This window comes from Acidithiobacillus ferrivorans, assembly GCF_016250455.1.
Lineage (GTDB): Bacteria > Pseudomonadota > Gammaproteobacteria > Acidithiobacillales > Acidithiobacillaceae > Acidithiobacillus > Acidithiobacillus ferrivorans.
On record NZ_CP059488.1, the window covers coordinates 1,116,199 to 1,140,936 of the forward strand.

Here is a 24,738-nt window from a genome sequence, read left to right on the forward strand (position 1 = left end):
ACCACAGACTTCAATCTGCAAATGAACCCAACATACCCAAATGTGACGCGATGAATGCGATCGGGAAAAGTCATGACTGAACCCCAACAATTCCTAATCTACCAAAGCGAAGACGGCTCCACCCGCATTGACGTGATGCTGGAGGAGGAAACGCTGTGGCTCAATCAGAAGCAGTTGGCCGAGCTATTCGGCAAGGCCAAGGGCACCATCAGTGAGCACATCAGGCACATCTTCGAGGATGGGGAGTTGACGCCGACGGCAACTGTTCGGTTATTCCGAACAGCTCAAGCCGAGGGGGGCGTGAAGTGACCCGTGAGGTGGAACACTACAATCTCGACATGATCCTCGCTCTCGGCTTTCGCGGGCGCAGCCCGGTAGGCGTGCGTTTTCGCCAATGGGCCGGGTGCTGCTGGATGACCAGCGTTTCGAGTCGGATTTCGACCGCATGGTGCAGCAGTTACCCACAAAGAAGCCGAAGGGATGAAGTACCTTGCCGACGTGGTGCAAACAAGCATCGAATTGTAAAAAGCGTTTTGCACAGACCTCCGCAGTGCCTTGACCCTGCCGACAGGCCACTGCAATATCCAAGGCAACCCATAGGAACGTCATGTTAGTGTCCCATACTGGCGGTTATGTCTATAGCCGACAAAAAATGGCGCTCGGAATGGGGTTCATAAACTGTTTCTGGAGTGCTTATGGCAGCGCATGGCGAAGTGGTGGTTCTGGGGGCAGGCATCGTTGGGGTCTCCATTGCCTTGCAGTTGCAGCTACGGGGTCGTCCCACCATGCTCCTGGATCAACAGGGCCCCGGAGAGGGAACGTCCTTCGGCAATGCCGGCCTGATTCAGCGCGAGGCAGTTATGCCGCACCCCTTCCCCCGTGCCCTGGCGACGCTGCTCAGCTATGCCCGCAATCAGTCGACCGAGGCCTACTACCGAGGGACGATGCTGCCGCGTCTGGCCATTCCCTTCATGCAGTACTGGTATAACTCCCAGGAAGATCGTCATCGGATGATTGCTCGGCATTATGCCGCACTGATTACCCACTGTCTGGATGACCACCTGGCTCTGGCCGGAGCGGCGGGGGCGATTGATCTGCTCCGTCCCGGTGGCTGGTTGCAGGTACATGAAAAGTCCGAGTCCCTGGATCATGCCCTGAAAGAGGCGGCATTTAAAGCGGGGAATTTTGCGGTGGCCTACGACGCACTTGATAGCGCGGGGGTGGCGGCGATGGAGTGCAGTCTGCGCCCCGGGCTGGCCGGTGGCATCCACTGGACACAGCCCCTGGCTGTCGTCGATCCCCATGCACTCACGCGCGCGTATCTGAACTATTTTACCCGGATGGGCGGTGAGTTCCGCACCAGCACCGTGCAGGGTGTGGAGCGCCGTTCGACGGGATGGCGCATCGCTACGGTGCATGGACCGGTGGATGCCGCCGAGGTGGTGGTGGCTTTGGGCGCCTGGTCGCCGGATGTAACCGGACCTCTGGGCTACCACCCGCCGCTTTTTGTAAAAAGGGGCTATCACATGCACTACGCCCAAGCGGAGGCCACAGCACTCTGTCACCCGGTGCTCGATGCCGATCAGGGTTATATGCTGGTGCCTATGCAGCGCGGTATTCGCCTGACGACCGGGGCGGAGTTTGCGCACCGGGATGCCCCGCCTTCCGCCATTCCGCTCACCCGGGCGGAGGCGCAGGCACGGCGGTTATTGCCTGCCCTGGGCAGACGTCTGGACGCCGATCCCTGGATGGGGGTGCGTCCCTGCACGCCGGATATGCTGCCGATCATTGGCCGGGCGCCGGGGCATCCCGGGGTCTGGTATGCCTTTGGCCATTGTCATCAAGGGCTGACCCTGGGACCCACCACCGGGCGCCTGCTGACTGAAATGATGGTGGGTGAAACGCCGTTTACTGACCCCGCACCCTATCGCCCGGAGCGATTCTGACCGGCTCTTGAGCAGGGGGGCCGCAAGCGGTGGCGTACAGGGTCAGCGCTGACCCTGATCCAGAAAAAACTGGTAGGCGGGGTTGGCGCTTTCCGCCACATGCGGGTAATCGAGTCGGGCGAGCAGTGATTCAAACTGCGCCATCTCGGTATCCGGCACTTCAAAACCCGCCAGCACCCGGCCCAGGTCAACGCCATTGTTGCGATAATGGAAGAGACTGATATTCCAGTGCCCGCCCAACTGGTCAAGAAATTCCATCAGCGCGCCCGGACGTTCGGGAAACTCAAAGCGATAAATCCGCTCATTCTGCGCCGCCGCCGCATGCCCGCCCACCATATGGCGGATGTGCAGCTTGGCCATTTCATCATCACTTAAATCCAGCGCCTCGTGGCCTGTCGTCCGCAAGCTTTCCAGCAACGCATGGGCGTCTTCCCGGTCACGGATAGCCACACCGACAAAAATATGTGCCCGATCCCGGCGGTGCAGGCGATAATTGAATTCGGTGACGACCCGCTGACCAATGGCCGCGCAGAAGGCGCGAAAGGCTCCCGGTCGCTCCGGAATCGTGACCGCAAACAGCGCCTCGCGGGCCTCGCCCAGTTCCGCCCGCTCGGCAATAAAGCGCAGGCGATCGAAGTTCATGTTGGCGCCGGAGAGGATGGCGACCCAGGCCCCGCCCTGGCCGGGGTCGCTTGCCGCCATCCGTTTGAGGCCCGCTAAGGCCAGCGCGCCCGCCGGCTCCATGACGGAACGGGTTTCGTCAAACACATCCTTGATGGCTGCACAGATCTCGTCGTTACTCACCCGCACAATCTCATCCACATATTTCTGACAGAGGGCAAAGGTGTGTTCTCCCACCTGGCGCACCGCCACGCCGTCGGCGAAAATACCGACCTGGGGCAGCGTCACCCGCATTCCCGCTTGCAAAGACTGATACATGGCGTCGGCCTCAAAGGGTTCTACGCCAATGATGCGAATCTCGGGCACGATCGATTTCAGATACCCCGCCACCCCGGCAATGAGGCCGCCGCCGCCCACAGGAACAAAAATCGCCTCCAGGCCGGCGCCCCGCTGACGGAGTATCTCTGCGCCAACGGTCCCCTGGCCGGCAATGACCAGCGGATCGTCAAAGGGTGGAATGAAGACCAGGCCCGACTCGGCGATCAGTGCGTCGCAATGCGCCTGTGCGTCGGAGTAGCTGTCACCATGAAGAATGACCTCCGCACCCCGCGCCCGTACCGCATTGACCTTGATTTCCGGGGTGGTGCCGGGCATGACGATCACCGCACGGATACCCAGTTTTTGGGCAGCGTAGGCAACGCCTTGTGCATGATTGCCGGCGCTGGCGGTGATGACGCCGCGTGCTTTTTCGGCGTCCGAAAGCTGGGCGATCTTGTTGTAGGCGCCGCGCAGTTTGAAGCTGAACACTGGCTGCAGGTCTTCGCGTTTGAACAGCACTTCGCGCTGCAGGCGTGCGCTCAGTTTGGGCGCCGTTTCCAGCGGCGTTTCCCGGGCCACATCGTAGACCCGGCTGCACAGCACTTCGCGGAGCAGGGTTTTCACGAAGCGTTTTCTTCTGGTGTGTGGAGTTGCATGAGTTTGCGGAATTCGGCGATATCGGGAGCGAGGGCCGCATTCGCCTTGCTTTCCATCGCCTCATAGCGTTTCAAGATTTCTTCACCCATCTCGGTCAGATGGGCGCCGCCGCCATGGCTGCCGCCCGTGGCGGTGCCGACTAGCGGCGCCAGAAAGCAGTGATTCATGGTATCCACCAGCAACCATGCGCGCCGGTAACTCATATTCATCGCGCGCGCCGCTGCGGAGATGGAGCCTTTTTCGCGAATATGGCGGAGCAGTTCGGCCTTGCCGGGGCCAACGGCGATGGCTTCTGCCAGCAGAATGCGGAGACGCGGCTGCAGATGGTCTGTCATGGGGTGCTCTTCCTCTCAAAATAATCCAGCAGCGTGTTTGGCAACCAGCGCAGATGACCGGGAAAGGTGCCATCTATAAAGCCAACATGACCGCCATGCTCGGTGATGCAACGGGTTACGGCCGGGCTTGTCTGAACATTACGCAGGCTGTTGACGGGTACAATGGGATCATCTGCGCTGTTCAGCAGCAGTGTGGGCACATTGATACGTGACAACAACGGCGCTGCGGAGCCCTCTTTCCAGAGGTGAAGGGCGCCTGAGAAACCATGCACTGGTGCCGTAAAATATTCATCGAAATCATACACGCTTTTTGCCGAAAAGACCCGCGGCCAGTCCGCCAGATCCGGATACCTGGCCTCGTAACGACGGACAGAAATCTTCATTTTCTGGAGAAAATACTGATTGTAGAAGCGAAGATGGCTGGATTGCAGATACTCTGCTGTCGCGACCAGATCAATGGGGGCGCAGACGGCAGCCGCACGTTCCAGATTTTTGCGCGCCGCGTCTCCGGCCTCGCCCAGATATTTGAGTAGGGCGTTACCGCCCAGGGAAACGCCGACGGCGTAGCGTGGGCGACGCGGGAACAGTGCCGTAGCGCGCTCCAGCATCCAGCGAATCTCGGCACTGTCACCCGCGTGGTAGCCGCGGGGCAGTAAGTTGTTTATTCCCCCGCAGCCGCGGAAATTGATAAAACAGCCCGCCCAACTCCGCCGCCGCAGTTCCGCCGCGAGGGAGCGGGCATAATGTCCCCGCGAACTGCTCGCCAAGCCATGAAAGAGAATAACCACGGGTGCATCGGCTAATGCATCCACCCAGTCTACAGCGACCTGGTCGCCATCAGGCGTTTTCCAGATTTCCCGGCGAAAATCGACCGGAGCCGAGCGAGCGAAAAAGGGCGCCCAGATAGTCTGAAAATCTCCACCCCGCGACCACCAGGGCGGATGAAAGGTGCAGGAAGGACTCAATCCTCTATGTAGGCGTCGTGACTGCGCAAATAAGCCTCCAGATCGTCGATGCAACTGCCGCAGCCACTGCCGCAGCCAGCATGAACCATCAAAAGCTCCATAAAGGGCAGGGGCTTGGCGCGCTGGCGCTCAAGGATTTCCTGAAAAGTGGCGGCCGAACAGCAGCAATAGGGGCTGCTATCGACTTCCTCGGGGGCGGCGGACATGGCAGAACTTTCACCTCTAACAGAATGCACTAAAGCAAAGGCATACAGTAACTATTGAGGGGATGCGGTGCAAGAGGCCGCCGCGGTCCACAGCACAACTACCGCGATTTGATGATCGGGGCTGGTATTGCCTGGTTCATGATATAAAATGTCCGCATTGACGATGGTTACTGGTGGTGAGGACTCTTGTGTAAGGCCAGCATGATTATTCTTCGGAAGAAAAGTTACCATGTCTGTGGGAGTCGGCGTATCATTGTCACGAAAAGTTCATGAAAATGCCGCACTATTGTCATATTTATGAGTCATAATAAGCAAGATTCGTTATCGTTTTTGCACGGAGAGCCCCGTTATGCTCAGCACCCAATCTCACGGCAGTACCAGTCGTGTCGCCGCCAAGAAAGAGCGCTCGTTGCGTCTCTATCTGGCGCATCACCAGGACGAAGTAGATGCGGCGCAACGACTGCGCTATGACGTATTCAGTGCCGAATATGATGCCCAGTTGAGTGGTCGTCCCGGGCTGGATCAGGATGAGTACGACCCTTTCTGTGAGCACCTGATTGTCGAAGATGAGGTCAGTCAGGAAGTGGTTGGGACCTACCGCCTCTTCCTTCCTGAGAAGGTTGCTCGGGTGGGCCGCTATTATGCTGAGACAGAGTTTGATCTTTCACGTCTGCTGGCTTTGAATGTGCGGATTATGGAGTTGGGGCGATCCTGCGTACATCCTGACTACCGTCAGGGCGCGGTGATTGCGCTGCTCTGGTCGGGGCTGGCCGAGACCATGTCGATGTGGAAAATTGATTATCTCATGGGCTGCGCAAGTGTACACAGCACCGATGGCCCGGCCCTGGGCGCCCTGTACCAGAGTCTCCATACATACCTGACGCCGCAGGAACAGCGGGTCTTCCCTTTGCGCGCCGTTCCCAATTTTGATGCGCGAGCGCAGGTGGACCCTGCCACCCCGCCAGGCTTGCTCAAGGGCTATTTAAGGGCTGGAGTGCGCATCGGCGGCGAGCCTTTCTGGGATCCGCAATTTCATTGTGCAGATTTCTTCGTCTGGTGCGAAGCTGGTCTGATCACCCCGCGCTATCAGCAGCGCTACCTGGAACCGGTGGATGCGCGTAAATGACACGCCGTAAAAAGCCCGCCTCGGTATTGGTGACGTATCCGGGGCGGCGCTGGCGCCGTTCGCGGCCCAAGGCTTTACGGCGTATCTGGCGGCTGCCGGTGCTGGTGTTTTATCTGCTGCTGGCTTTTCCGTTGGCGGTCTGGACTTGTAGGCGCAAGTCTGAACCGGACGCGGCCAGCTACCGGGCTTTTGCCTGGTGGAGTCGGCGGGCCTTGCGTATCTTCGGCATTCATTTGCGTGTGGATGGAATCGTCCCCAAATTGCCGGTACTGGTCGCTGCCAACCATATTTCCTACCTGGATATTCTCGCGCTCGCGACCTTGGTTCCCGGTCGTTTTGTGGCAAAGAGGGAAATGCGTGCCTGGCCTTTTTTCGGGATTATGGGCGAGTGGCTGGGGACGCTCTTTATCGATCGCGGCGACGCCCGTGCGAGTCAGCGCACGGTGCGTCAGGCCGGCAAAATTCTGGCAGCGGGCACCAGCATCATCATTTTTCCGGAAGGCACCACCAGCGATGGCAAAAGGGTGGGCGATTTTTTTGCGGCGCCTTTTGAGATTGCCTCTGGGGCAGTAGCGTCGACGATCCCGGTGGCCTTGCGTTACGAAGATGTGCTGTGCCCCGGTCAGCCCGACCCCCTCTGCCCCTTCATCGGTGAAGACAGCTTGTTTGGACATCTCTGGCGACTGGCAGCGGCGGCACCGTTGACACTGCGCGTGGAATTCCTGCCCGCGCTGGCGCCAGAATTAGGTCGCCGGAAGCTGGCAGCAACGGCTCAGACGGCTATTGCCGATGCCTTACAGCGGATGGAGCAGGGGGCTTCGGTCACCTATCTGCATGACCCCCGCCGTCATTCCATCCGGGATGCCTGGGCGGCATGGCGGCAAGGTCACGAAGGTTAGGCCGGCCGCCAAGTATGAACGCTTTCCACCAAAGTGGCGACGTTTTGTATGGGGGTTTGCGGGGTGATGCCATGGCCGAGATTGAAGATGTGGCCCGGCCCAGGTCCGTGGCTGACCAGAACGCGCTCTACCTCTGCGGCAACGCCGCTGATGCTGCCATAGAGGGCGATGGGATCCATATTGCCCTGCAGTGCTATGCCATCACCCAGACGCTGGCGGGCGACACTTAACTCGGTTGTCCAGTCGAGACCCAGCACATCGGCACCACTTGCCGCCATTGCCTCCAGCCAGTTCCCCCCGCCTTTGGTAAAGAGCAGGATCGGTACCGGGCGGCCTTCCGCCTCGCGCTTCAAGCCGGCTATGATCTCTCGCATGTACGCAAGCGAGAACTCTGCATAAGCCGGGGTGCTGAGCGTGCCACCCCAAGTATCAAAAATCATCACTGCCTGCGCCCCAGCGGCAATCTGGGCGTTGAGGTATTGGGTGACCGATACGGCCAGATGACGCAGGAGGCGGTGCAGCAGCGCCGGATCGCTATACAGCAACCCTTTGATATGGATGAAGTCGCGGCTGCCGCGACCTTCGATCATGTAGCAGGCGAGAGTCCATGGGCTACCGGCAAAGCCGATGAGGGGTACGCGTCCATTCAACGTCCGGCGGATAAGCCGCACCGCATCCATCACAAAGCGCAGTTCCGTTTCCGGATCGGGCTGACTCAGGGCCTTGATGTCTGCGGCACTACGCAAGGGACATTCGAATACCGGACCTTCGCCCTCCTGAAATTGCAGTCCGAGTCCCATGACATAAGGAATGGTCAGGATATCCGAGAACAGGATGGCGGCATCCAGAGGAAAGCGATCAATGGGCTGTAGTGTCACTTCACAGGCCAGTTCCGGTGTGGTGCAGAGGGTGAGAAAATCCCCGGCACGGGCGCGGGTAGCGCGGTACTCCGGCAGGTAACGCCCGGCCTGACGCATCAGCCAGACGGGGACATGATCCACCGGCTGGCGCAGGCAGGCTCGCAGGAAATTGTCATTCTGCAATGTGGACTTCATCGCCTATACTCCCAGTTGATTGAGGATGCCCTCGGCGGCCCGGCGTCCTTCATCTACCGCGGTGACGACCAGATCAGAGCCGCGGCGCATGTCGCCCCCGGCAAAAATGCGCGGGTTGCTGGTCTGGAATTGTTCGCTGGTACTGATCCGCCCACGGGCATCCGTGCTGATGCCGTGTTCCGCAAACCAGGGAGCGGGAGAGGGATCAAAACCAAAAGCGATGATCACCGCATCGGCATCCAGTATCTGCTCTGAGCCGGGGATGATTTCCGGATGGCGGCGGCCCTTGGCATCGGGTTCCCCCAGACAGGTTTCGACCAGGCGCACACCCCGTGCGCCCGATGCCGCATCACCAATAACCTCGACGGGTTGACGATTGAAGAGGAATTTGACGCCTTCTTCGCGGGCATTGGCGACTTCCCGGCGTGAGCCGGGCATGTTTTCTTCGTCGCGGCGATAGGCGCAGGTGACACTGCTGGCACCCTGGCGGATAGCTGTGCGTACACAATCCATGGCGGTATCGCCACCCCCGAGTACTACGACCCGCATGCCGGACAGACTGACATAAGGCAGGTCTGGGTCAGGCAACTGCATCAGATGACGCGTGTTAGCGATCAGGTAGGAGAGCGCGTTGAGGACGCCGGGCAAGTCTTCACCGGGGAAGTTGCCGGTCTTGGCGGTGTAGGTGCCCATCCCCAGGAACACGGCGTCAAAATCTTCCAGTAGCCTGGCCAGAGAAATGTCCTTGCCGACTTCCGTATCGAGCTGAAAACGAATGCCCATTTCCTGCAATAGATCGGCGCGGCGGGCGACGACTTCTTTTTCCAGTTTGAAGGAGGGGATGCCGAAGGTGAGCAAACCGCCGACGGCCGGGTAGCGGTCAAAAACGACGACCTCGGTACCGGCACGGTTGAGGATGTCCGCACAGCCGAGGCCGGCCGGGCCTGCCCCTACCACGGCAACGCGTTTGCCGTTAGGGATAATCTCAGGCACTTGCGGACGCCAGCCGCGGGCGAGGGCTTCTTCGGTGATGAATCTTTCCAGGTTGCCAATGGTGACGGCGCCATAGCCATCGTTGAGGGTACAGGCGCCCTCACAAAGACGGTCCTGGGGGCAGATACGGCCACAGATTTCCGGCAGGGTATTGGTTTGATGGGACAGATCCGCTGCTTCTTCAAGGCGATTCTCGGCGATGAGTTGCAGCCAGTTGGGAATGTAGTTGTGCACCGGGCATTTCCATTCACAATAAGGGTTGCCGCAATGCAGGCAACGGTCAGCCTGCAATTTGGCACTGTCCAGGTCAAAGCTATTGTAGATTTCCTTGAATGCCTCGCGGCGTTCTTCCACGTCCAGCTTTTTGGGGTCCTGCCGCGGGTCTTCGATGAATGAAAAATAACTCATGATTTTATCCTCAGGGTGACGCGGTTGCTCAACTCGCTTCTTCGAGCAGGACATCCAGTTTGGTGGCTTTGGGCACCACCAGCCAGACATCACGGATAAAGTGGGCCCAGTTTTTGAGCAGTGCTGCGGCATAACTGCTGCCGGTGCTGGCTATATGTGTCTCGATATGGCGCCGCAGCAAGGCCTCGTAACCGCGCATGGACTCGGTTTCAATCCGGTGATAATTCACCAGTTCACCATTCACCTGATCAGGGAATTGGCGGGCCTGATCGCGGACGAAGGCGAGACCACCCGTCATGCCGGCGCCGAAGTTTACGCCGACCGTGCCGAGGATGACGATCTGGCCGCCGGTCATGTATTCACAGGCATGGTCGCCGGCGCCTTCAATCACGGCGATGGCCCCGGAGTTGCGCACCGCAAAACGCTCACCGGCGCGCCCGGCCGCATAGAGACGTCCGCCGGTGGCCCCGTACAAACAGGTGTTGCCGACAATGGCCGAGTCCTGACTGGCGTAGGAAACGCCCGTCGGCGGTGCGATGATGATGGTGCCGCCGTTCATGGCCTTGCCCACGTAATCGTTGGCATCGCCATGCAGATGCAGGGTCATCCCCTGTACGCAGAAGGCGCCGAAAGACTGACCTGCCGTTCCGTGGAGTTCGACGTGCACCGCATCTTCCCGCAGACCAGAATTGCCATAGCGACGGGCGATTTCTCCGGCGAGACGCGCGCCGATGGAGCGGTTCACATTGTGGATCGGGTAGTGCAAACGGGTGGGGATTTGCTCGTCCAGCGCCGGTTGTGCGTCCTTCACCATGGTCTCAGCAAGCTCGCCTTTGTCGAAAGGCGGGTTGCGATCCTGAGTGTGGATGTTGCTGTCGGCATCGCGCAGATCGGCATTGGCCAGCAGTGGACGCAGATTCAGATGGGCCTGTTTTTCTGTCTGCGCTCCACCGATTTCCAGCATCTGGCTGGCACCAACCAAGTCATCAAAGCGGCGGATACCGAGTTGCGCCATGATTCCGCGGGCTTCTTCAGCGACGAAGCGGAAGTAGTTAATGACCATTTCCGGGAGGCCGGTGAAATGCTTGCGCAGGGTTTCATCCTGCGTGGCAATGCCGGTGGCGCAGTTGTTGAGATGGCAGATGCGCAGATACTTGCAGCCCAGCGCAATCATCGGTGCGGTGCCAAAACCGAAACTCTCCGCGCCCAGCAGGGCACCTTTGATCACATCCAGTCCGGTCTTGAAGCCGCCGTCGGCCTGCAGGCGTACCCGGTGCCGCAAGTGATTGCGGCGCAGGGTGACCTGAGTTTCCGCCAGACCCAGTTCCCACGGGGAACCGGCATATTTGACCGAACTCAGCGGGCTGGCGCCGGTGCCACCGTCATAGCCGGCGATGGTGATGCGGTCGGCATAGGCCTTGGCCACCCCGGCGGCGATCGTTCCGACACCGGCCTCGGAGACCAGTTTGACGGAGACATAGGCTTGCGGATTAATCTGCTTCAGGTCAAAAATGAGCTGTGCCAAGTCTTCGATAGAATAGATATCGTGGTGCGGCGGCGGGCTGATGAGGGCAACCCCTTCCTTGGCGTAGCGCAGGCGGGCGATGATGCCGCTGACCTTATGTCCCGGTAACTGACCACCTTCGCCGGGCTTGGCGCCCTGCGCCACCTTGATCTGCAACTCTTCGGCGTTCACCGCATACTCTGGTGTCACGCCAAAGCGGCCTGATGCTATCTGCTTGATCTTGCTTATCTTGTTGTTGTGGTAACGGGCCGGATCTTCGCCGCCTTCGCCGGAATTGGAACGCCCGCCGATGGTGTTCATGGCGATGGCCAGGGCTTCGTGGGCTTCTGGCGAGAGCGCGCCCAAGGACATGGCAGCGGTGTCAAAACGGCGGGTAATCGCCTCAATGGGCTCGACTTCACTGAGCGGAATGGGTTGCGCTACCGTACGCAATTGCAGTAAGTCGCGCAGGTTGGTGACCGGGCGCTCATTGACGAGCCCGGAAAACACCTGATAGTCGGTATAGCGCCCTGATTTTGCCGCCGTCTGCAGGCTCTGGACGACGTCTGGGTGGTAGGCGTGATATTCACCGCCGTGGACATATTTGAGCAGACCACCCAATGGCAACGTCTTTCTGGGGATATATGCATCGCGGACCTGCTGGCGGATATCGTTTTCCAGATGCTTGAACGATGCGCCGCTGATGCGGCTGACCGTCCCCTTGAAGCAGCGCTCCACCACCGTCTGATCGAGGCCGAGCGCCTCAAAAAGTTGGGTGCTGCGGTAGGAGGCGAGAGTGGAAATTCCCATTTTGGAGAGGATCTTGTAGAGGCCTTTGTCGATGCCCTTGCGGTAGTTTTCCAGTGCCTTGAGGACCGTGACCGGCTGGCTGAAGGCATGCCGCTCGGCCAGGCTGCGGATGATGGCATAGCTCAGGTAGGGGTAGACAGCGGTGGCACCGTAACCGATCAGCGTGGCGAAATGGTGAGGATCGCGGGTATGGGCGGTAGCCACGACGATATTGCAGCGGGTGCGCAGGCCGGCATCAATGAGGGCATGGTGGACGGCACCGACCGCCATCAGTGCCGGGATGTAGAGCCGATCGCGCGCCAGGGCGTGATCCGAGAGCACCAGGATAACGGCTCCGTGCCGCACTGCCGTGATGACTTCTTCGCAGAGGGCTTCGATGGCGCCCCCCAGATTGCTGTCCGCCGCTGAATAACAGAGATCAAAAGTCTGGCCGCGGAAGGCAGCTTCCGTGCGGCTGGTGAGAGCGACAAAAGTGGCATCGGAGAGTACCGGGGAGTGTACTTCAATGCGCCGGGCGTATTCGGGGCGCTCGGCAAACAGATTGCTCTCACTGCCGATGACCGTGTTGAGGGACATCACCAGGGCTTCGCGCAGAGGATCGATGGGGGGGTTGGTGACCTGGGCGAATTGCTGACGAAAATAATCGGCAATATGCCGGGTTTGCCGCGATAAGACCGCCATGGGGGTGTCGTCCCCCATGGAGCCGACGGCTTCCTGGGCGCCCTCGGCGAGGACGCGAATCACCTGGTCTTCTTCTTCGAAACTGACACCAAAGGCCTTTTCACTGGTCAGCAGATCGGTTACCGGCAGTGCGGGGGAGCTGTCGTTGTTGTCGCTATCGAGGTGCTCAGCATACTGATCCAGCCATTCCCGGTAAGGGTGGCTATTCTGGATTTGTGTGTCGATGTCAGCCGACTCGAGGAATTTACCCGTGGCCATATCCACTGCCACCAGTTGCCCCGGCCCGACCCGGCCCTGCACGGCGATGTCGCGGTGATCGTAGTCAAAGACGCCCACTTCGGAGGCGATGTTGATGATGCGATCTTTGGTGATGACATAACGGGCCGGGCGCAGACCGTTGCGATCCAGTGCGCAGGCAGCAATGCGTCCGGTGTTGAGCACCAGTCCGGCGGGACCATCCCAGGCTTCCATGCGCATGGAGTGATATTCGTAGAAGGCGCGCAGAGCGGGTTCAATCCGTGGGACATTGTGCCAGGCGGGTGGCACCAGCAGGCGGATGGCCTTGAAGAAGTCCATACCGCCCTGCACCAGCAGTTCGAGCATGTTGTCGAGGCTGAAGGAGTCGCTGCCGCCACCCACCGCAGGCAGTACCTCTGCCATGGGCAGCAGGTCAGATTGCAACTGTGCTTCCCGGGCCTTGGCCCACAGGCGGTTGCCCTGCACGGTATTCAATTCGCCATTGTGGGCGAGGATGCGGAAGGGTTGGCACAAGCGCCATTCCGGCCAGGTATTGGTCGAAAAGCGTTGGTGATAAGTGACGAGCGCGGAGGCAAAGCGCGGGTCGCAGAGATCGGGATAAAAAACGGGGAGATTTTCCGGCAGCACCAAGCCCTTGTAGCCAATGACCTGAGAGGAGCAGGTCACGGCAAAAAAGCTGCTTTCGTCGACAAAGCGTTTTTCCACCCGCCGTCGCAGGCGATAAAGGAGGCGTTCGTGACTGTCTGTGTCCGCGGCATCGGGGAGGCCCACAAAGGCTTGCCATACACTCGGCAGGCTCTTCAGGGCTTCATCGCCACAAGCGGCAAGGTCAGTAGGGACCTCGCGCCAGCCCAGACATCTGAGCCCAAGGTCCTGGGCTTCGGTAGCCAGTGTCGTGCAGATTTTGCTCGCAACCGCCGGGTCTTGCGGGAGAAAAAATTGACCGATACCGAAATGCCTGCCGAGAGCAATGCCTTGCTCGATGGCGATAGCGCGGAAAAAAGTCTCCGGCATCTGCAATAGCAAGCCGCAGCCGTCGCCACTTTTGCCGTCGGCGGCTACCGCGCCGCGGTGGGTGAGTCGTGCCAGGGAAGTGATCGCCGTCGCGACAATGGCGTGACTCGCCTGATTGTCCATCTGGGCAATCAGGCCGAAGCCGCAGGAGTCTCGTTCAAAATCGGGGGAGTATAAGCTTTGCGTCATATTGTCACCTGGTTGTCACCGCACCCTGTCGCCGGACTGCAAAGCAGGGCCGAACATTATAACGCGCTCATGGATACCATCCAAGGGTGCGGGCGCGTCATCTTTCGGGATTTTTGCGGCGGAATGGCCGAGGTGTTTACGCCTCGCCATGGGGATCGAAGATGCGGTCGTACTCGGCAATGGCGAAGCGGTCGGTCATGCCGGCCACATAGTCTGCGACGACACGCGCCTGACGTTTCACCGCGCCGTCACACTCGTTGATGCGTGCCTGATATTTCAGCGGCAGCAGGCGCGGATCTTCCTGCAGGGCATGAAACAGTTTGCGTACTAGGCGCTTGGCTTTTTCCGCCTGACGATGCACCCGCGGGTGACGATACATGCGCTGAAAGAGGAAGCGTTTGAGGGTCACCACTTCGTGGGCGATGGCCGGACTGTGGGCTGCGAGCGGGCGCGGCGCTGCCCGCACTTCCGCAATGGTGGTGATGCCCTCAGCCGCGATGTGGCGCCGGGTTGCATCGACCAGATCGTGGATGAGCAGATTGATGAGGCGGCGACCCGTTTCGTGGCGCAATACGGTTTGCGAGGTCTCAGGGTAGCGCTGGCGTACCTCGGCAAAAATAACCCCGTACAAGGTGCTGGCGCAGAGTTCTTCCAGACTCAGCAGGCCAGCGCGTAAACCATCATCAATATCATGGTTATTATAAGCAATCTCGTCGGCGAGATTGGTGATTTGTGCCTCCAGACCGGGCTGGGTACCCTGCAAAAACCGTTCACCTACGTCTCCCAGGTCGGCAGCTTTGCTTCTGGCGCAGTGCTTGAGGATGCCCTCGCGCGTTTCAAAGCTCAGGTTCAGGCCCGGAAAGTCGCCATAGCGTTTTTCCAGATGGTCCACGATCCGCAGGGACTGGATGTTGTGCTCGAAACCACCGAGGTCGGCCATGCACTCCTGCAGCGCATCCTGTCCGGCATGGCCAAAAGGGGTGTGACCGAGATCGTGGGCCAGGGCAATGGCTTCGACCAGATCCTCATTCAGGGCCAACTGGCGGGCGATGGCACGGCCCACCTGTCCTACTTCCAGGCTGTGGGTGAGGCGGGTGCGGTAGAGATCGCCCTCGTGATTTACAAAGACCTGGGTCTTGTATTCCAGGCGGCGGAAGGCGCCGGAGTGGATGACCCGGTCCCGGTCACGCTGAAAGGCGCTGCGACCGGCGGGCGGCTCCTCCGCATGTTTGCGGCCACGGCTCTGCGCGGGGTCGGCGGCGTAAGGCGCCAATCTCCCGGACTGGCACGGAGAGACGAGGTCAGGCATGCCCGGACGATTCCTGCACCGCGGCACTGGCGGTGGATTCGTCTAGCACCCGCTGCATGGTTTCGGCGAGCAGAGGCAGGCGCGTGGCGAACAGGGCAAAGGCCGCATCGGCATATTCGCGGATTTCATACTGGGCATCTTGCTTGCGCCGCAGCTTGAAAAAGTTCATCAGGCTGCGGAAATTGACCGTCCAGTAGACATCCGAGTAAGCAGCGACCGGCATCACGTTGCGCAGGAGCTCGCGGGCCCGGCCGCGGTAGGGGTCGCGGCCGCCTTCTTTAGGACCCAGTTTGCCGCTCGCGCGTGCCTGATCAATGCGACTGCAAGCAGTACTGTATTGCCGTTCGTACCAGTCAAAGAGCTGCTCCATCAGCGCTTCATATTCGGCTACGGCAGCCTCGTCCAACACCGCAAAGCCATCCACCGTGCGCGCTGCGGCATCAGGCACATAAGCGACGGAAATCGGCTTGCGATAGCGCATGGAAAACTCGTTCCAGCTCGAAACGCGGTGTTTGACCCACTGGCGCAACACGAAAATCGGCGCAATAAAACGGAAGCGAAAATAGATGGTTTCAAAAGGCGTGCCATGTTGATCCCGGAGTAACTGGTAGAGCAGGGCACGGTCGCGCTCTGAAAAGTCGTGCCCGCTTGGGAGTCGCTGGTTGGTGGTGCTGATGCGCGCGGTATTGATGATGGTGGCTTCGTCCCCCCAGGTCTCTTCCAGCTCGATGAAACCGAAGTTGCCAATACGGCGGGTGCCACCCGGGTTCAGCGCGATACGCTGTGCCATTTCCTCTTGCAATTCCGCAGTCGCTTTGTTGATCTCATGCATGTTCATGCTCCATGAAGGCTTGAAGGGTCTGGGCGATGGCCGCCGGGGGAACATCGCCGGTAATCACCGCACTCCCAATGCCACGCAGCAGGATGAAACGCACCCGGCCCCCTTCCGCTTTCTTGTCGACGCGCATAAAGGCGAGATAATCGGCGATGGGGAACGCTGGTGCGAGGGTGGGCAAACCGGTGGCCTTGATGAGGGCGTAGATACGGTTCTGTTCGCTCTCCCGAATCAGGTCGAGGCGGCGGGAAAGGTCTGCTGCCATGACGATGCCGATGGCCACCGCTTCGCCATGGAGGTACTGGCCGTAGCCGGTTGTTGCCTCGATGGCATGGCCGAAGGTGTGGCCGAGGTTGAGAATGGCCCGTAACCCCCCCTCCAGTTCGTCGCGCGCCACGACGTCAGCCTTGTCTTTGCAGGAGTATTGGATCACTTTGGCCAGGGCGTCGGCCTCCCGGGCAAGCACAGCATCCATATGGTCTTCGAGCCAGGAGAAAAAGCCTTGGTCGTTAATCAGACCATATTTGATGACCTCGGCCAGGCCCGAGCGAAATTCCCGGTCGGGTAGGCTGTCCAGGGTGTCGGTGTCGGCGATCACGGCACGCGGCTGGTAAAAAGCGCCGATCATGTTTTTACCCAGGGGGTGATTGACCCCGGTCTTGCCGCCGACAGAAGAGTCCACCATGGCGAGCAGGGTGGTCGGCACTTGAATACAGGCGATTCCGCGCTGATAGACTGCGGCGGCGAAGCCGGTGATATCTCCCACAACACCGCCGCCAAGGGCGCAAAGGGTACAATCACGCCCGTAACCCGCACTCAGCAGGCGGCCGGTGATTTCCTGGATATTAGCGAGGGATTTACTCGCTTCACCGGCCGACAGCGTGATGGTCAGCACGTCTTTTTCAAGTTTCCTCAGGGTTTTGTGCAGCGCCTCCAGATAGAGGGGTGCAACATTGCTGTCCGTGATAATAGCAACCGGACCTGTGCTCAGAGCGGGCGCGAAGAGGGCTGGGTCGGCAAGAATACCAGTGCCTATGTGGATGGGGTAGCTGCGCTGCCCCAGATCGACGTGAAGACTGTGCATGATGTTTACTCTTGTGGACCGATTTATGCCCCATTGTTGGGGTTCTTTTACGTTGAGGCAAGTGGGCCGCCCCTATAACGCCATCTTGAGCTTGTTTCTACGGCTATCCGCGCGCGGGGATCGGCCCAGACCGCGGTTGGAGATGTCGCAGTATGCGGCGCAAAACCTGATCCGAGCGCAGACCATCTCCTAGTACCCGCCAGTGCGCTGTTTCCTGATAAAGCGTGTGGCGCTGTTCTGCCAGAGTTTGCAGGCGACTGTCCAGGTCCGTATTTTGCAGTAAGGGACGGTTGCGGTCATGGCGGATACGTTTGAGTTGTTCGTCGACACTGACATCCAGGTAGATGACCTTGCCCATGCGGCGTAAATGACGGCGATTAGCGGGGTCGAGTATGGCGCCACCCCCAGTGGCCAGTACGATCGCTTCACTCTGGGTGGCGAGATCGGCGATAACTTTGCGCTCCCGCTCGCGAAAGCCCGATTCCCCCTCAATTTCAAAAATGGTGGGGATATCCACGCCGGTATGACTGACGATGAGCGCATCACTGTCCACATAAGGAAGGTGCAAGCGGGTGGCCAGAAGCCGCCCGATGGTGGATTTACCCGATCCCATGGGACCGATAAGGATGATACTTCCGGTCATTGCCCGAGATTGGCGCTGCCGGATGTCCCGCCCAGGCCATCCGGGGCATCGCCGCCAATCACCTTGGGGGTCAGAAAAACCAGCAACTCCGTTTTCGCCACATTGTTGAGGTGGCTCTTGAAGAGCCAGCCGAGCAGCGGGATGTCTCTCAATAATGGGACGCCGGTTTCCGTCTGGGTGGTCGAGTCCGTATAAATGCCGCCGATGACGACGGTTTGCCCATTGTTGACCAGCAGCTTGGTTTTAACCTGTTGTGTATTAATCGGGATGCCGGAAGGCAGGGCCTGGGCGTAGTTGGGCTGATCATTGCGCGCATCCACAGCCAGGGTAATTTTGCCGTTGGGCGAGATGTGCGGCGTGACGTTCAGGCTGAGCACTGCTTTCTTGAAGGATACCGCCGTTGCACCACTGCTGGTGGATTGCTGATAGGGGATTTCCTGACCCTGTTCGATGACCGCTTTTTCGTTGTCCTGGGTGAGGACTTTCGGGCTGGAGATAATCTTGGCGCGGTTATTCGCTTGCAGTGCCTGTAATTGCAGATTCAGGATGCGATTGCCCGCAGCGGTGCCCAGAGCAAAACCCAGCGAGGCGGGATTGCTGCCGGCGAGGGCGCTGCCGGCGGTGGAGGGTATCAGGTTTACCAGGGCCGGGGTGGTGAAGCCGGTTCCGCTGGCGGTGGAAGTTCCAGACATCGGGTAAGCGCCACCCTGTGTCGATGTGACCCCCGTACCACCAGTACCGGATAGGTTGACGACGCCACCGCCGCCGCCGCCGGTATAGGTCCCGCCCCAATTGACGCCCAGGGACTGGGCGGCATTGGTGGTGATCTGCACAATGCGCGCTTCAATCAATACCTGCGGGACCGGACGATCGATTTTGGCGATCAGGTTTTTAATGTTGGTAATATCCTGCGGGGTGTCCCGCACCAGCAGGCTGTTGGTGCGGGTTACCACCGCTACCGAGCCGCGTGGGCCGAGCAGTGAGTTGCCAATAAGGCTGGAGCTCGGAATGCCCAATGCGCTGGCCAGGGCGGCATTCTGGCTGGGATTCATGCTCATGCCGTTGTCGGCACCGGCAATTCCGGGCTGCTGGTTTTGATCAAAGCCCTGCAGCAGAGAGGCAATCTCTGAGGCTTTTGCATATTTGATCTGGATCAGTTCCGTCTCCAGTGGTTCGAGCTTGCGCTTACTGGCAGCGGCCTTCAGTTGCGCCTCTTCCTGACTGGCAATCTGATTAGCGGGAGCCACCCAGAGAATGTTGCCAATATGTTTAGCCGCCAGTCCCTGAGACTCCATAATCACTTGCAGAGCTTCTTCCCACGGCTCGTTCTTCAGGCGGAGGGAAAGACTGCCGCTCACGTTGTTGGAGACGACGATGTTCTGGTGTGTGAAGTCGGCAATCACCTGCAGGGCATCGCGCACGCTGATGTTCTGAAAGTCCATACTGAGGCGCGCACCGGAGTCGGGATTGTTGCCTGTCTCAGTAGTTTTGGGATGTACATCAATCATGGTGCGCTGCCCCAGCTGATAAGCCGAGTATTCGTAAGGACCATGAATGGCAAATACCAGACGGGTGCTACGCCCCAGAGGATAGCTGTCCACATACTGAACCGGGGTGCCGAACTGGCTGACCCCGAAGCGGTGAGTATAGCTGGAGGGAATGGCCGTGTCTTTGAGCTCGACGACGAGGGCGCCATTCTTGCGGGTGACATTCATTTGCGGTTGCGGGCCGGAGATGGAAAGATTCAGAATCCCACCACCGTTCTTGCCACGCTTGAAATTCAGGTCGTTGATCTGGGTGCCCGCAGTGTGGACAGGTACGGGCATAGCAGGCGTCGCGGCGGCGTTGCTGGTGGGTATGCTCGCCGCACTCGGGGCGGTCACACCCTTACCCCGTTCCGCCACCAGGGCGAGGCGATAACCGCCTGGTGTCGGTGCTACCATGATAGCCTGTGGTGACTTTAGCAGCAGGTCAAGTCTGGCGTTGTGCCCGATGTTTTCCGCGAGCACGTTCTCGACCGCGCCGCTGCTTGCGATAGTTCCTACCGAGCTCATGAAGTGTGCATTGTTGAAATCGATCCGCACCCGATAGCCGCCGTCGAGGGTGTTGACATCATAAGCCGGTCGGCTGTTGCTGCGAATGAGGAGGGCTGTGCCATGCTGGTCCTGCACCGGAGTGACGCCGGTGATGAGACTTTCTGCCCAGGCGGCCCCTGGACTCAGGCAGAGCGCCGCCGCCATGACCGCAAGCGTCACTGGTCTCAGCACCAAGGGGTGGAGCTGCAGGCGCGGTGCTGCAACACGGCGGGCGTGGCGGGCGGTAATGGATGCTGTGCTCATCTTTTCGCTATCCTCTGTATTCTTTGGGGTTAGGCAAGTCATGTTCAGTTGCCGTTTTGCATCTGCAAAACAGTTGGTTCTTTCTGGAATCCACCGAAGGCGTTGGGCAGGTATTGTTCGACGGTGACCGATCGTTTCGTTATGCCATCATCAATGTTCACGATGCGACCGTCATGGGTGCCAATATAGCTGCCGATCGTCGCGCGATAGACTTTATGATCCGGCGTGCCAACTACGGCCCAGAGCCTGCCCTGATTATCCCGGACAATACCGGTTATGCTCAGGCTGGAAAGGGCATATTTTTCCAGCGGCTGGACAGGTCCATGGCTGACGGGACGTGGTCCGGTGCCGGCGGCGGCGGCCTCCTTGCGCAACAGAAGCTCAGAGAAGCTCGTGAAGGGGTCACGGTTGAGCGGATTTGCATAGGTCTTCGGCTCGTAAGCAGCCGTCTTGGGCAGCGGCATAATGTGTGTGTTGGTTTTGGGGCCAGCGGCGACAAAAGCCCGAAGACTGCTGAGATTGTCGCTGTCTGAGCAACCGCTCAGCAGCACCATGCCGGTAAGCATCATCAGGATGCTGAGAGAGCGTTTCATGGCTTGCCCCCTTCCTTGCTTTGACGATTTGCACGCTCACTGCCATCCAGATAGCGATAAGTGGTTGCTGTACACTGCATCACCAATTGCTGGGCTGCCTGTGCCTTGGCCGCGCTGGTCGCACCCACATTAGGCATTCGGGCGATGTCGATATTGTTGATGGTCACAATGCGCGGCATGGCGGCGACTGCGGCAGCGAAGCGCCCGATGTCACTGTAGGTGCCGACCACTTTGAGCTTGACCGGAATTTCTGCATAGAAATTCTTGTTCACTTCTCCCATAGGCTGGAACAGTTCGAAACCCAGCCCGCGGCTACGTCCGGCCAAGGTGACGTCATCCAGCAAAGAAGGGATCTGGGTGCGGTTGGGCAACTGTTGCAGAAAGTCCTGAAAACGCAGATTCATTTCCTTGATCTGGGCTTGATAGGCGGGTAGGGAGGCAGCCAGCAATTGTTTTTGCCGCACCTGGAGCTTCAGACTGTCTTCCTGAGTTTTTAGTTGATGATACTGGTTGTTTTCGGGTGCAATGAACTCAAACCAGACCAGGATACCGAGAACCAGGACAATGATGGCGATGATGATGAGCTTGGTTTTGATCGGCCAGCGGATGACATCATCCATTTGCAGACTACGGAATTCATCAAAGGTCATGGCTGGGTATCCTTGTGCTGCGCGGATGCGCCACTTTTATTCGCGGCAGTCGGTATGCGGATGCTCATCTGCAGCGTAAATTGTCCCACCTCTTCATTGCCCAGCTTGGACTTGCTGATGATATTCAGTTCCGGCTTAGCGAAAATGTTTGAGGCTTCAATATTGCGCATAAATGCCGCGACCTGATTGTTTGCTTGGGAATAACCATCCACCGTAATGAAATCACCCGTCTGCTGAAGCTTCGTTAGAAAGATACCATCGGGAGTTATCTGAGCCAGGGTGTTGAAGAGTCGCACCACCATATCCCGCTGGTCTTGCAGATCGGTAATGATGCCCTCACGGGAAAGCAGTTCATCACGTTTTTTACGCAGATCGGCAATGGACGCGATTTTTTTGTCCAGTTGGGTGGTAACCTCTTGCAGATACTGCACTTTTTGCTGCTCAGCAGAGACCCGCGCACTAAAAATACTGTAGATACCATAATAGAGCAGGGCGGCAAGCAGCAGAATGCCGATAAGGGCTAACACTAACAACTGGCCGCGTTGTGCGCGCTGAGCCTCGCGATAGGGCAGCAGGTTGATGCGAATCATACCGAAATCCTCCTGAGCGCCAACCCACAGGCAACCGCCAGAGACGACCTGTCTGCATCCATAAAGCGACGGCTGATCTGGGGAGCCATTTCCATGCCTGTAAAAGGATCAGGCACGTAAACCGGAAAGCTCACGAGTTGACGCAATTGCTCTGCAAGTTGCGGAATTTTAGCGCCTATACCAAAAAGATGCACCGATCCTGCGGCAATATCCGGCATGCTGGCCTGAAAGAAATCAAGAGAACGAAAGAGTTCCTGGGCGATACTCCGGGCGAAGGGATTGAGTACATCACGCTCATATTCGGGAGGCAAACCACCGAAGCGCTCCATGCGTTGCGCGACATGGGTATCGAGGCTATAACGACGCTGTATTTCTTCAATCAGACGACCCAAGCCAAAATTATGCTCACGGGAGTAAACCGGATGTCCTTCCTGAAACGCGTTGATGTTTGTGGTGACACTACCTATTTCCACCAGAATGACCGCCCCGCCTGAGCTGTCATGTGCCAGTGGCGATGCTCTGGTGAGATGCTCATGTAATAACCAGAGTGCAAAGGGTTTGACATCAATAATTTTTGGTTTTAAGCCCACTTCTTCGAGGGCGGCAGCACGATCTTCGATGGCTTCTTTTTTGCACGCTACCAGCAGGACATGATTATAACCTTTTCTGACTTCATCGGGTCCAAGCACCGCGAAATCAAAATTGACGGCATCAATACTGTAGGGAATATATTGGCTGCTCTCAAAGCGAATCTGCTCTTCAATACCCACCTCATCCAGCTCAGCCGGAAGAGAAATGACCTTGACGATGGCCGTATTGGCCGGCAGGGCGGTTGCTACGGCCTTGGTCCGGATGCGGGATCGCTCCAGAATGGTGTGTAGCGCCCGGCTGACCGCTGCAGCGTCCTGGATGTCACGATCATTAACGGCGCCCGGCGGCAGCGCCTCGGAGTCCGCATGTTCGACGCGAAGCTTCCCTCTGGACTGCGAGAGTTCAACGAGTTTGACTGCGTCCGGACTAATATCCAGGCCGAGCAAAGGAGGACTTGGTAAGCGCAGCACGTTTATTCCCTTTTATGAGCTGACGAATATTACATAAATTTGTTTTGCAGAAAACTCAACGGCACTTGCGCAACGCACGAATACTTTTTGCAACACGTGAGGGAAATTAGCAGCATTCCCGATTCTGTCAAGGCGCACCGACCGAGAAATTGTTACCATAGGCGCGAAACCCGGTGGGGGTGGCATACCAACGCGACTTTTAGCGATGAGTAATTCTGGAGTTCCATGATTTTGACGGAAACGGATGGTCATTACCGGGATCTGGCTTGGATGACGCTGGCGCTGGATTATGCGGCGCGTGGCGCCATCCAAGGCGAGGTTCCTGTGGGCGCAGTGTTGCTGGGTGCTGACGGTCATCTGCTGGCGGCGGCGCATAACACGCCTGTTCAGAGTCATGATCCCAGTGCCCATGCGGAAATGCTCGTGCTGCGTCAGGCAGCACAGGTTTTGCAGAATTATCGGCTAACGGGTGCTACCCTCTATGTCACGCTGGAGCCTTGCGTTATGTGTATTGGGGCGATGCTGCATGCGCGGGTTGCGCGTCTCGTCTATGCGGCATCGGATCCTAAGACGGGCGCAGTGGAAAGTCTTTACCATCTCTTGGAGGATGGCCGCTTTAACCATCGTATTGTGACGGAGGGGGGCGTGCTGGCCGCACCCTCCGCGACGTTATTAAGGAATTTTTTCCGGGCGAGGCGACGCGGAAAAGGGGCAGGAGAGGCCGATGTCGCCACGGCTGAAACGGGTGTCGAAACGGGGCAGAGGAGCGGTGATGCGGCATTGCAGTCATGAATGGCAGGTGAACAATGGTGGTCGCGGCCTATACGAACTCACGCAGAAATTGCAGGATTGGTTGCGGGAAGTTGATGCTCGGGTAGGATGGGCGAATCTCTTCGTGCCACACACCTCAGCCAGTTTATTACTGCAAGAAAATGCCGATCCGGATGTGCGGGCGGATATCCTGGATTATTTTGCGCGTTTGGTTCCGGATGGCGATCATGGTTTTCGTCATCGCAATGAAGGACCTGATGATATGTCGGCGCACCTGCGCAGTGTACTGACCCAGAATAGCCTGATCATCCCCGTACGGGAGGGGCGGGCGGCGCTGGGGGCCTGGCAGGGGGTTTTTCTTTTTGAACACCGGGTGCGGCCAGTCAGCCGCCGGGTGTTGGTCAGTTTTCAAGGGGTTATGGAGGAAGATTGATGTCTGAGTTCATGGCGTTATACAACGGAATGCTGCGTGGCATTCGTGCGTGGTCGCGTTGGGACGAGTTTCAGAAAACGCTCGCGGAACAGGCCGATAATGGCTGGTATGTGTACTTCGTTGGGGTAGATTTTCCGCAGGCGCCACTTGATGCCGTGACCTTCTGCAAAGTGCTGGACGCGATCGGCACTTTGCTGCATCACGATCATAAAGAGACCTATCTGGGTATCGTCTATGTGGATGATTTTGAGCATCCGCGGCTGATCAAGATTTACGATCCCAACCATTTGGGGGCATCTTGTGGCAGCAGCGGAAAGGTGGTTCCAGCCGGCTGGATACTCTCGCGGGTACCTCCCGATTCTCTGGGAGAGTTTGTTGTGCCCGAAGGTCGCAAACGCTGGTGGCGGGAAATTTTTCAAAACTGATTGGGTTGGCATTGTCGCCA

The 24,738-nt window shown here is 58.5% G+C and carries 24 protein-coding genes; 8 read left to right on the forward strand and 16 right to left on the reverse strand.

Annotated features, from left to right (window positions below; all coding sequences use genetic code 11):
• The first annotated feature begins 72 nt into the window (after window positions 1-72).
• The 3 genes from H2515_RS05675 to H2515_RS05685 all read left to right on the forward strand — a co-directional run bounded on the left by H2515_RS05675 (window position 73) and on the right by H2515_RS05685 (window position 1,946).
• Complete coding sequence (locus H2515_RS05675; RefSeq protein WP_198661136.1) at window positions 73-309, forward strand: hypothetical protein; 237 nt, start codon at window positions 73-75, stop codon at window positions 307-309.
• Between the two features lie 29 nt (window positions 310-338).
• Window positions 339-614: a hypothetical protein gene (locus tag H2515_RS16500; RefSeq protein WP_408626821.1), complete on the forward strand. Its 276-nt coding sequence runs from the start codon at window positions 339-341 to the stop codon at window positions 612-614.
• 81 nt (window positions 615-695) lie between these two features.
• Window positions 696-1,946: an NAD(P)/FAD-dependent oxidoreductase gene (locus tag H2515_RS05685; protein ID WP_198661138.1), complete on the forward strand. Its 1,251-nt coding sequence runs from the start codon at window positions 696-698 to the stop codon at window positions 1,944-1,946.
• 42 nt (window positions 1,947-1,988) lie between these two features.
• On the opposite strand, the gene ilvA is transcribed toward H2515_RS05685, so the two are convergent.
• From ilvA to H2515_RS05705, 4 genes are read right to left on the reverse strand one after another with little or no spacing between them, the layout of a single operon-like run.
• Window positions 1,989-3,509: a threonine ammonia-lyase, biosynthetic gene (gene ilvA, locus H2515_RS05690; RefSeq protein ID WP_232821577.1), complete on the reverse strand. Its 1,521-nt coding sequence runs from the start codon at window positions 3,507-3,509 to the stop codon at window positions 1,989-1,991.
• Window positions 3,506-3,877, reverse strand: coding sequence for a winged helix-turn-helix domain-containing protein (locus H2515_RS05695; protein ID WP_065413693.1), 372 nt, complete (start codon window positions 3,875-3,877; stop codon window positions 3,506-3,508). The genes ilvA and H2515_RS05695 overlap by 4 nt, the downstream gene beginning before the upstream one ends.
• Entirely contained in the window at window positions 3,874-4,842 is a 969-nt protein-coding gene (locus H2515_RS05700; protein ID WP_198661139.1) for a YheT family hydrolase, read from the reverse strand. Before H2515_RS05700 ends, H2515_RS05695 begins: the two co-directional genes overlap by 4 nt.
• A complete protein-coding gene (locus tag H2515_RS05705) occupies window positions 4,839-5,048 on the reverse strand; it encodes a (2Fe-2S)-binding protein (protein WP_014029538.1) in 210 nt (69 codons plus the stop codon). Before H2515_RS05705 ends, H2515_RS05700 begins: the two co-directional genes overlap by 4 nt.
• Window positions 5,049-5,397: 349 nt before the next feature.
• Between H2515_RS05705 and H2515_RS05710 the strand changes: the two genes are divergently transcribed.
• Both H2515_RS05710 and H2515_RS05715 read left to right on the forward strand, forming a co-directional pair.
• Window positions 5,398-6,174 carry a GNAT family N-acetyltransferase gene (locus H2515_RS05710; RefSeq protein ID WP_198661140.1) on the forward strand — a complete coding sequence of 259 codons (777 nt, stop codon included), beginning with the start codon at window positions 5,398-5,400 and terminating at the stop codon, window positions 6,172-6,174.
• The gene (locus H2515_RS05715; protein ID WP_198661141.1) at window positions 6,171-7,073 is read left to right on the forward strand and encodes a lysophospholipid acyltransferase family protein; all 903 of its coding nucleotides are present in this window, start codon (window positions 6,171-6,173) and stop codon (window positions 7,071-7,073) included. The genes H2515_RS05710 and H2515_RS05715 overlap by 4 nt, the downstream gene beginning before the upstream one ends.
• Here H2515_RS05715 and hemE read toward each other — a convergent pair.
• The 12 genes from hemE to pilM form a co-directional block, all read right to left on the reverse strand.
• Window positions 7,070-8,128: a uroporphyrinogen decarboxylase gene (gene hemE / locus H2515_RS05720; protein WP_198661142.1), complete on the reverse strand. Its 1,059-nt coding sequence runs from the start codon at window positions 8,126-8,128 to the stop codon at window positions 7,070-7,072. The two genes, H2515_RS05715 and hemE, sit on opposite strands and share 4 nt — an antisense overlap.
• A gap of 3 nt (window positions 8,129-8,131) precedes the next feature.
• The gene (locus H2515_RS05725) at window positions 8,132-9,529 is read right to left on the reverse strand and encodes an FAD-dependent oxidoreductase (RefSeq protein WP_198661143.1); all 1,398 of its coding nucleotides are present in this window, start codon (window positions 9,527-9,529) and stop codon (window positions 8,132-8,134) included.
• A 28-nt stretch (window positions 9,530-9,557) separates the two neighbouring features.
• Entirely contained in the window at window positions 9,558-13,985 is a 4,428-nt protein-coding gene (gltB, locus tag H2515_RS05730; protein WP_198661144.1) for a glutamate synthase large subunit, read from the reverse strand.
• Window positions 13,986-14,121: 136 nt separating this feature from the next.
• Window positions 14,122-15,294: a deoxyguanosinetriphosphate triphosphohydrolase gene (locus H2515_RS05735; RefSeq protein ID WP_198661145.1), complete on the reverse strand. Its 1,173-nt coding sequence runs from the start codon at window positions 15,292-15,294 to the stop codon at window positions 14,122-14,124.
• Window positions 15,287-16,126, reverse strand: coding sequence for an FAD-dependent thymidylate synthase (gene thyX, locus H2515_RS05740; protein WP_198661146.1), 840 nt, complete (start codon window positions 16,124-16,126; stop codon window positions 15,287-15,289). The genes H2515_RS05735 and thyX overlap by 8 nt, the downstream gene beginning before the upstream one ends.
• Window positions 16,119-17,213 (reverse strand): 3-dehydroquinate synthase, encoded by a 1,095-nt coding sequence (aroB, locus tag H2515_RS05745; protein ID WP_198661147.1) that lies wholly within the window; start codon window positions 17,211-17,213, stop codon window positions 16,119-16,121. The genes thyX and aroB overlap by 8 nt, the downstream gene beginning before the upstream one ends.
• Before the next feature lie 103 nt (window positions 17,214-17,316).
• The gene (locus H2515_RS05750; RefSeq protein ID WP_035190184.1) at window positions 17,317-17,856 is read right to left on the reverse strand and encodes a shikimate kinase; all 540 of its coding nucleotides are present in this window, start codon (window positions 17,854-17,856) and stop codon (window positions 17,317-17,319) included.
• The gene (locus tag H2515_RS05755; protein ID WP_198661148.1) at window positions 17,853-20,195 is read right to left on the reverse strand and encodes a type IV pilus secretin PilQ; all 2,343 of its coding nucleotides are present in this window, start codon (window positions 20,193-20,195) and stop codon (window positions 17,853-17,855) included. Before H2515_RS05755 ends, H2515_RS05750 begins: the two co-directional genes overlap by 4 nt.
• Before the next feature lie 44 nt (window positions 20,196-20,239).
• Window positions 20,240-20,788, reverse strand: a complete 549-nt coding sequence (locus H2515_RS05760; protein WP_035190187.1) for a pilus assembly protein PilP — start codon at window positions 20,786-20,788, stop codon at window positions 20,240-20,242.
• On the reverse strand, window positions 20,785-21,438 hold the full coding sequence (locus tag H2515_RS05765) for a type IV pilus inner membrane component PilO (protein ID WP_035190189.1): 654 nt from the start codon (window positions 21,436-21,438) through the stop codon (window positions 20,785-20,787). The genes H2515_RS05760 and H2515_RS05765 overlap by 4 nt, the downstream gene beginning before the upstream one ends.
• The gene (locus H2515_RS05770) at window positions 21,435-22,028 is read right to left on the reverse strand and encodes a PilN domain-containing protein (protein WP_198661149.1); all 594 of its coding nucleotides are present in this window, start codon (window positions 22,026-22,028) and stop codon (window positions 21,435-21,437) included. Before H2515_RS05770 ends, H2515_RS05765 begins: the two co-directional genes overlap by 4 nt.
• Entirely contained in the window at window positions 22,025-23,089 is a 1,065-nt protein-coding gene (gene pilM, locus H2515_RS05775) for a type IV pilus assembly protein PilM (protein WP_198661150.1), read from the reverse strand. The genes H2515_RS05770 and pilM overlap by 4 nt, the downstream gene beginning before the upstream one ends.
• A gap of 225 nt (window positions 23,090-23,314) precedes the next feature.
• Here pilM and tadA point away from each other — a divergent pair, with 225 nt between their 5' ends.
• Genes tadA through H2515_RS05790 form a run of 3 tightly spaced genes read left to right on the forward strand, consistent with a single transcriptional unit; the run spans window position 23,315 to window position 24,718 of the window.
• Window positions 23,315-23,881 carry a tRNA adenosine(34) deaminase TadA gene (tadA, locus tag H2515_RS05780; RefSeq protein ID WP_198661151.1) on the forward strand — a complete coding sequence of 189 codons (567 nt, stop codon included), beginning with the start codon at window positions 23,315-23,317 and terminating at the stop codon, window positions 23,879-23,881.
• Window positions 23,862-24,293, forward strand: a complete 432-nt coding sequence (locus H2515_RS05785) for a secondary thiamine-phosphate synthase enzyme YjbQ (RefSeq protein ID WP_198661152.1) — start codon at window positions 23,862-23,864, stop codon at window positions 24,291-24,293. The genes tadA and H2515_RS05785 overlap by 20 nt, the downstream gene beginning before the upstream one ends.
• Window positions 24,293-24,718: a hypothetical protein gene (locus H2515_RS05790; protein ID WP_065413679.1), complete on the forward strand. Its 426-nt coding sequence runs from the start codon at window positions 24,293-24,295 to the stop codon at window positions 24,716-24,718. Before H2515_RS05785 ends, H2515_RS05790 begins: the two co-directional genes overlap by 1 nt.
• Window positions 24,719-24,738 lie beyond the last annotated feature (20 nt).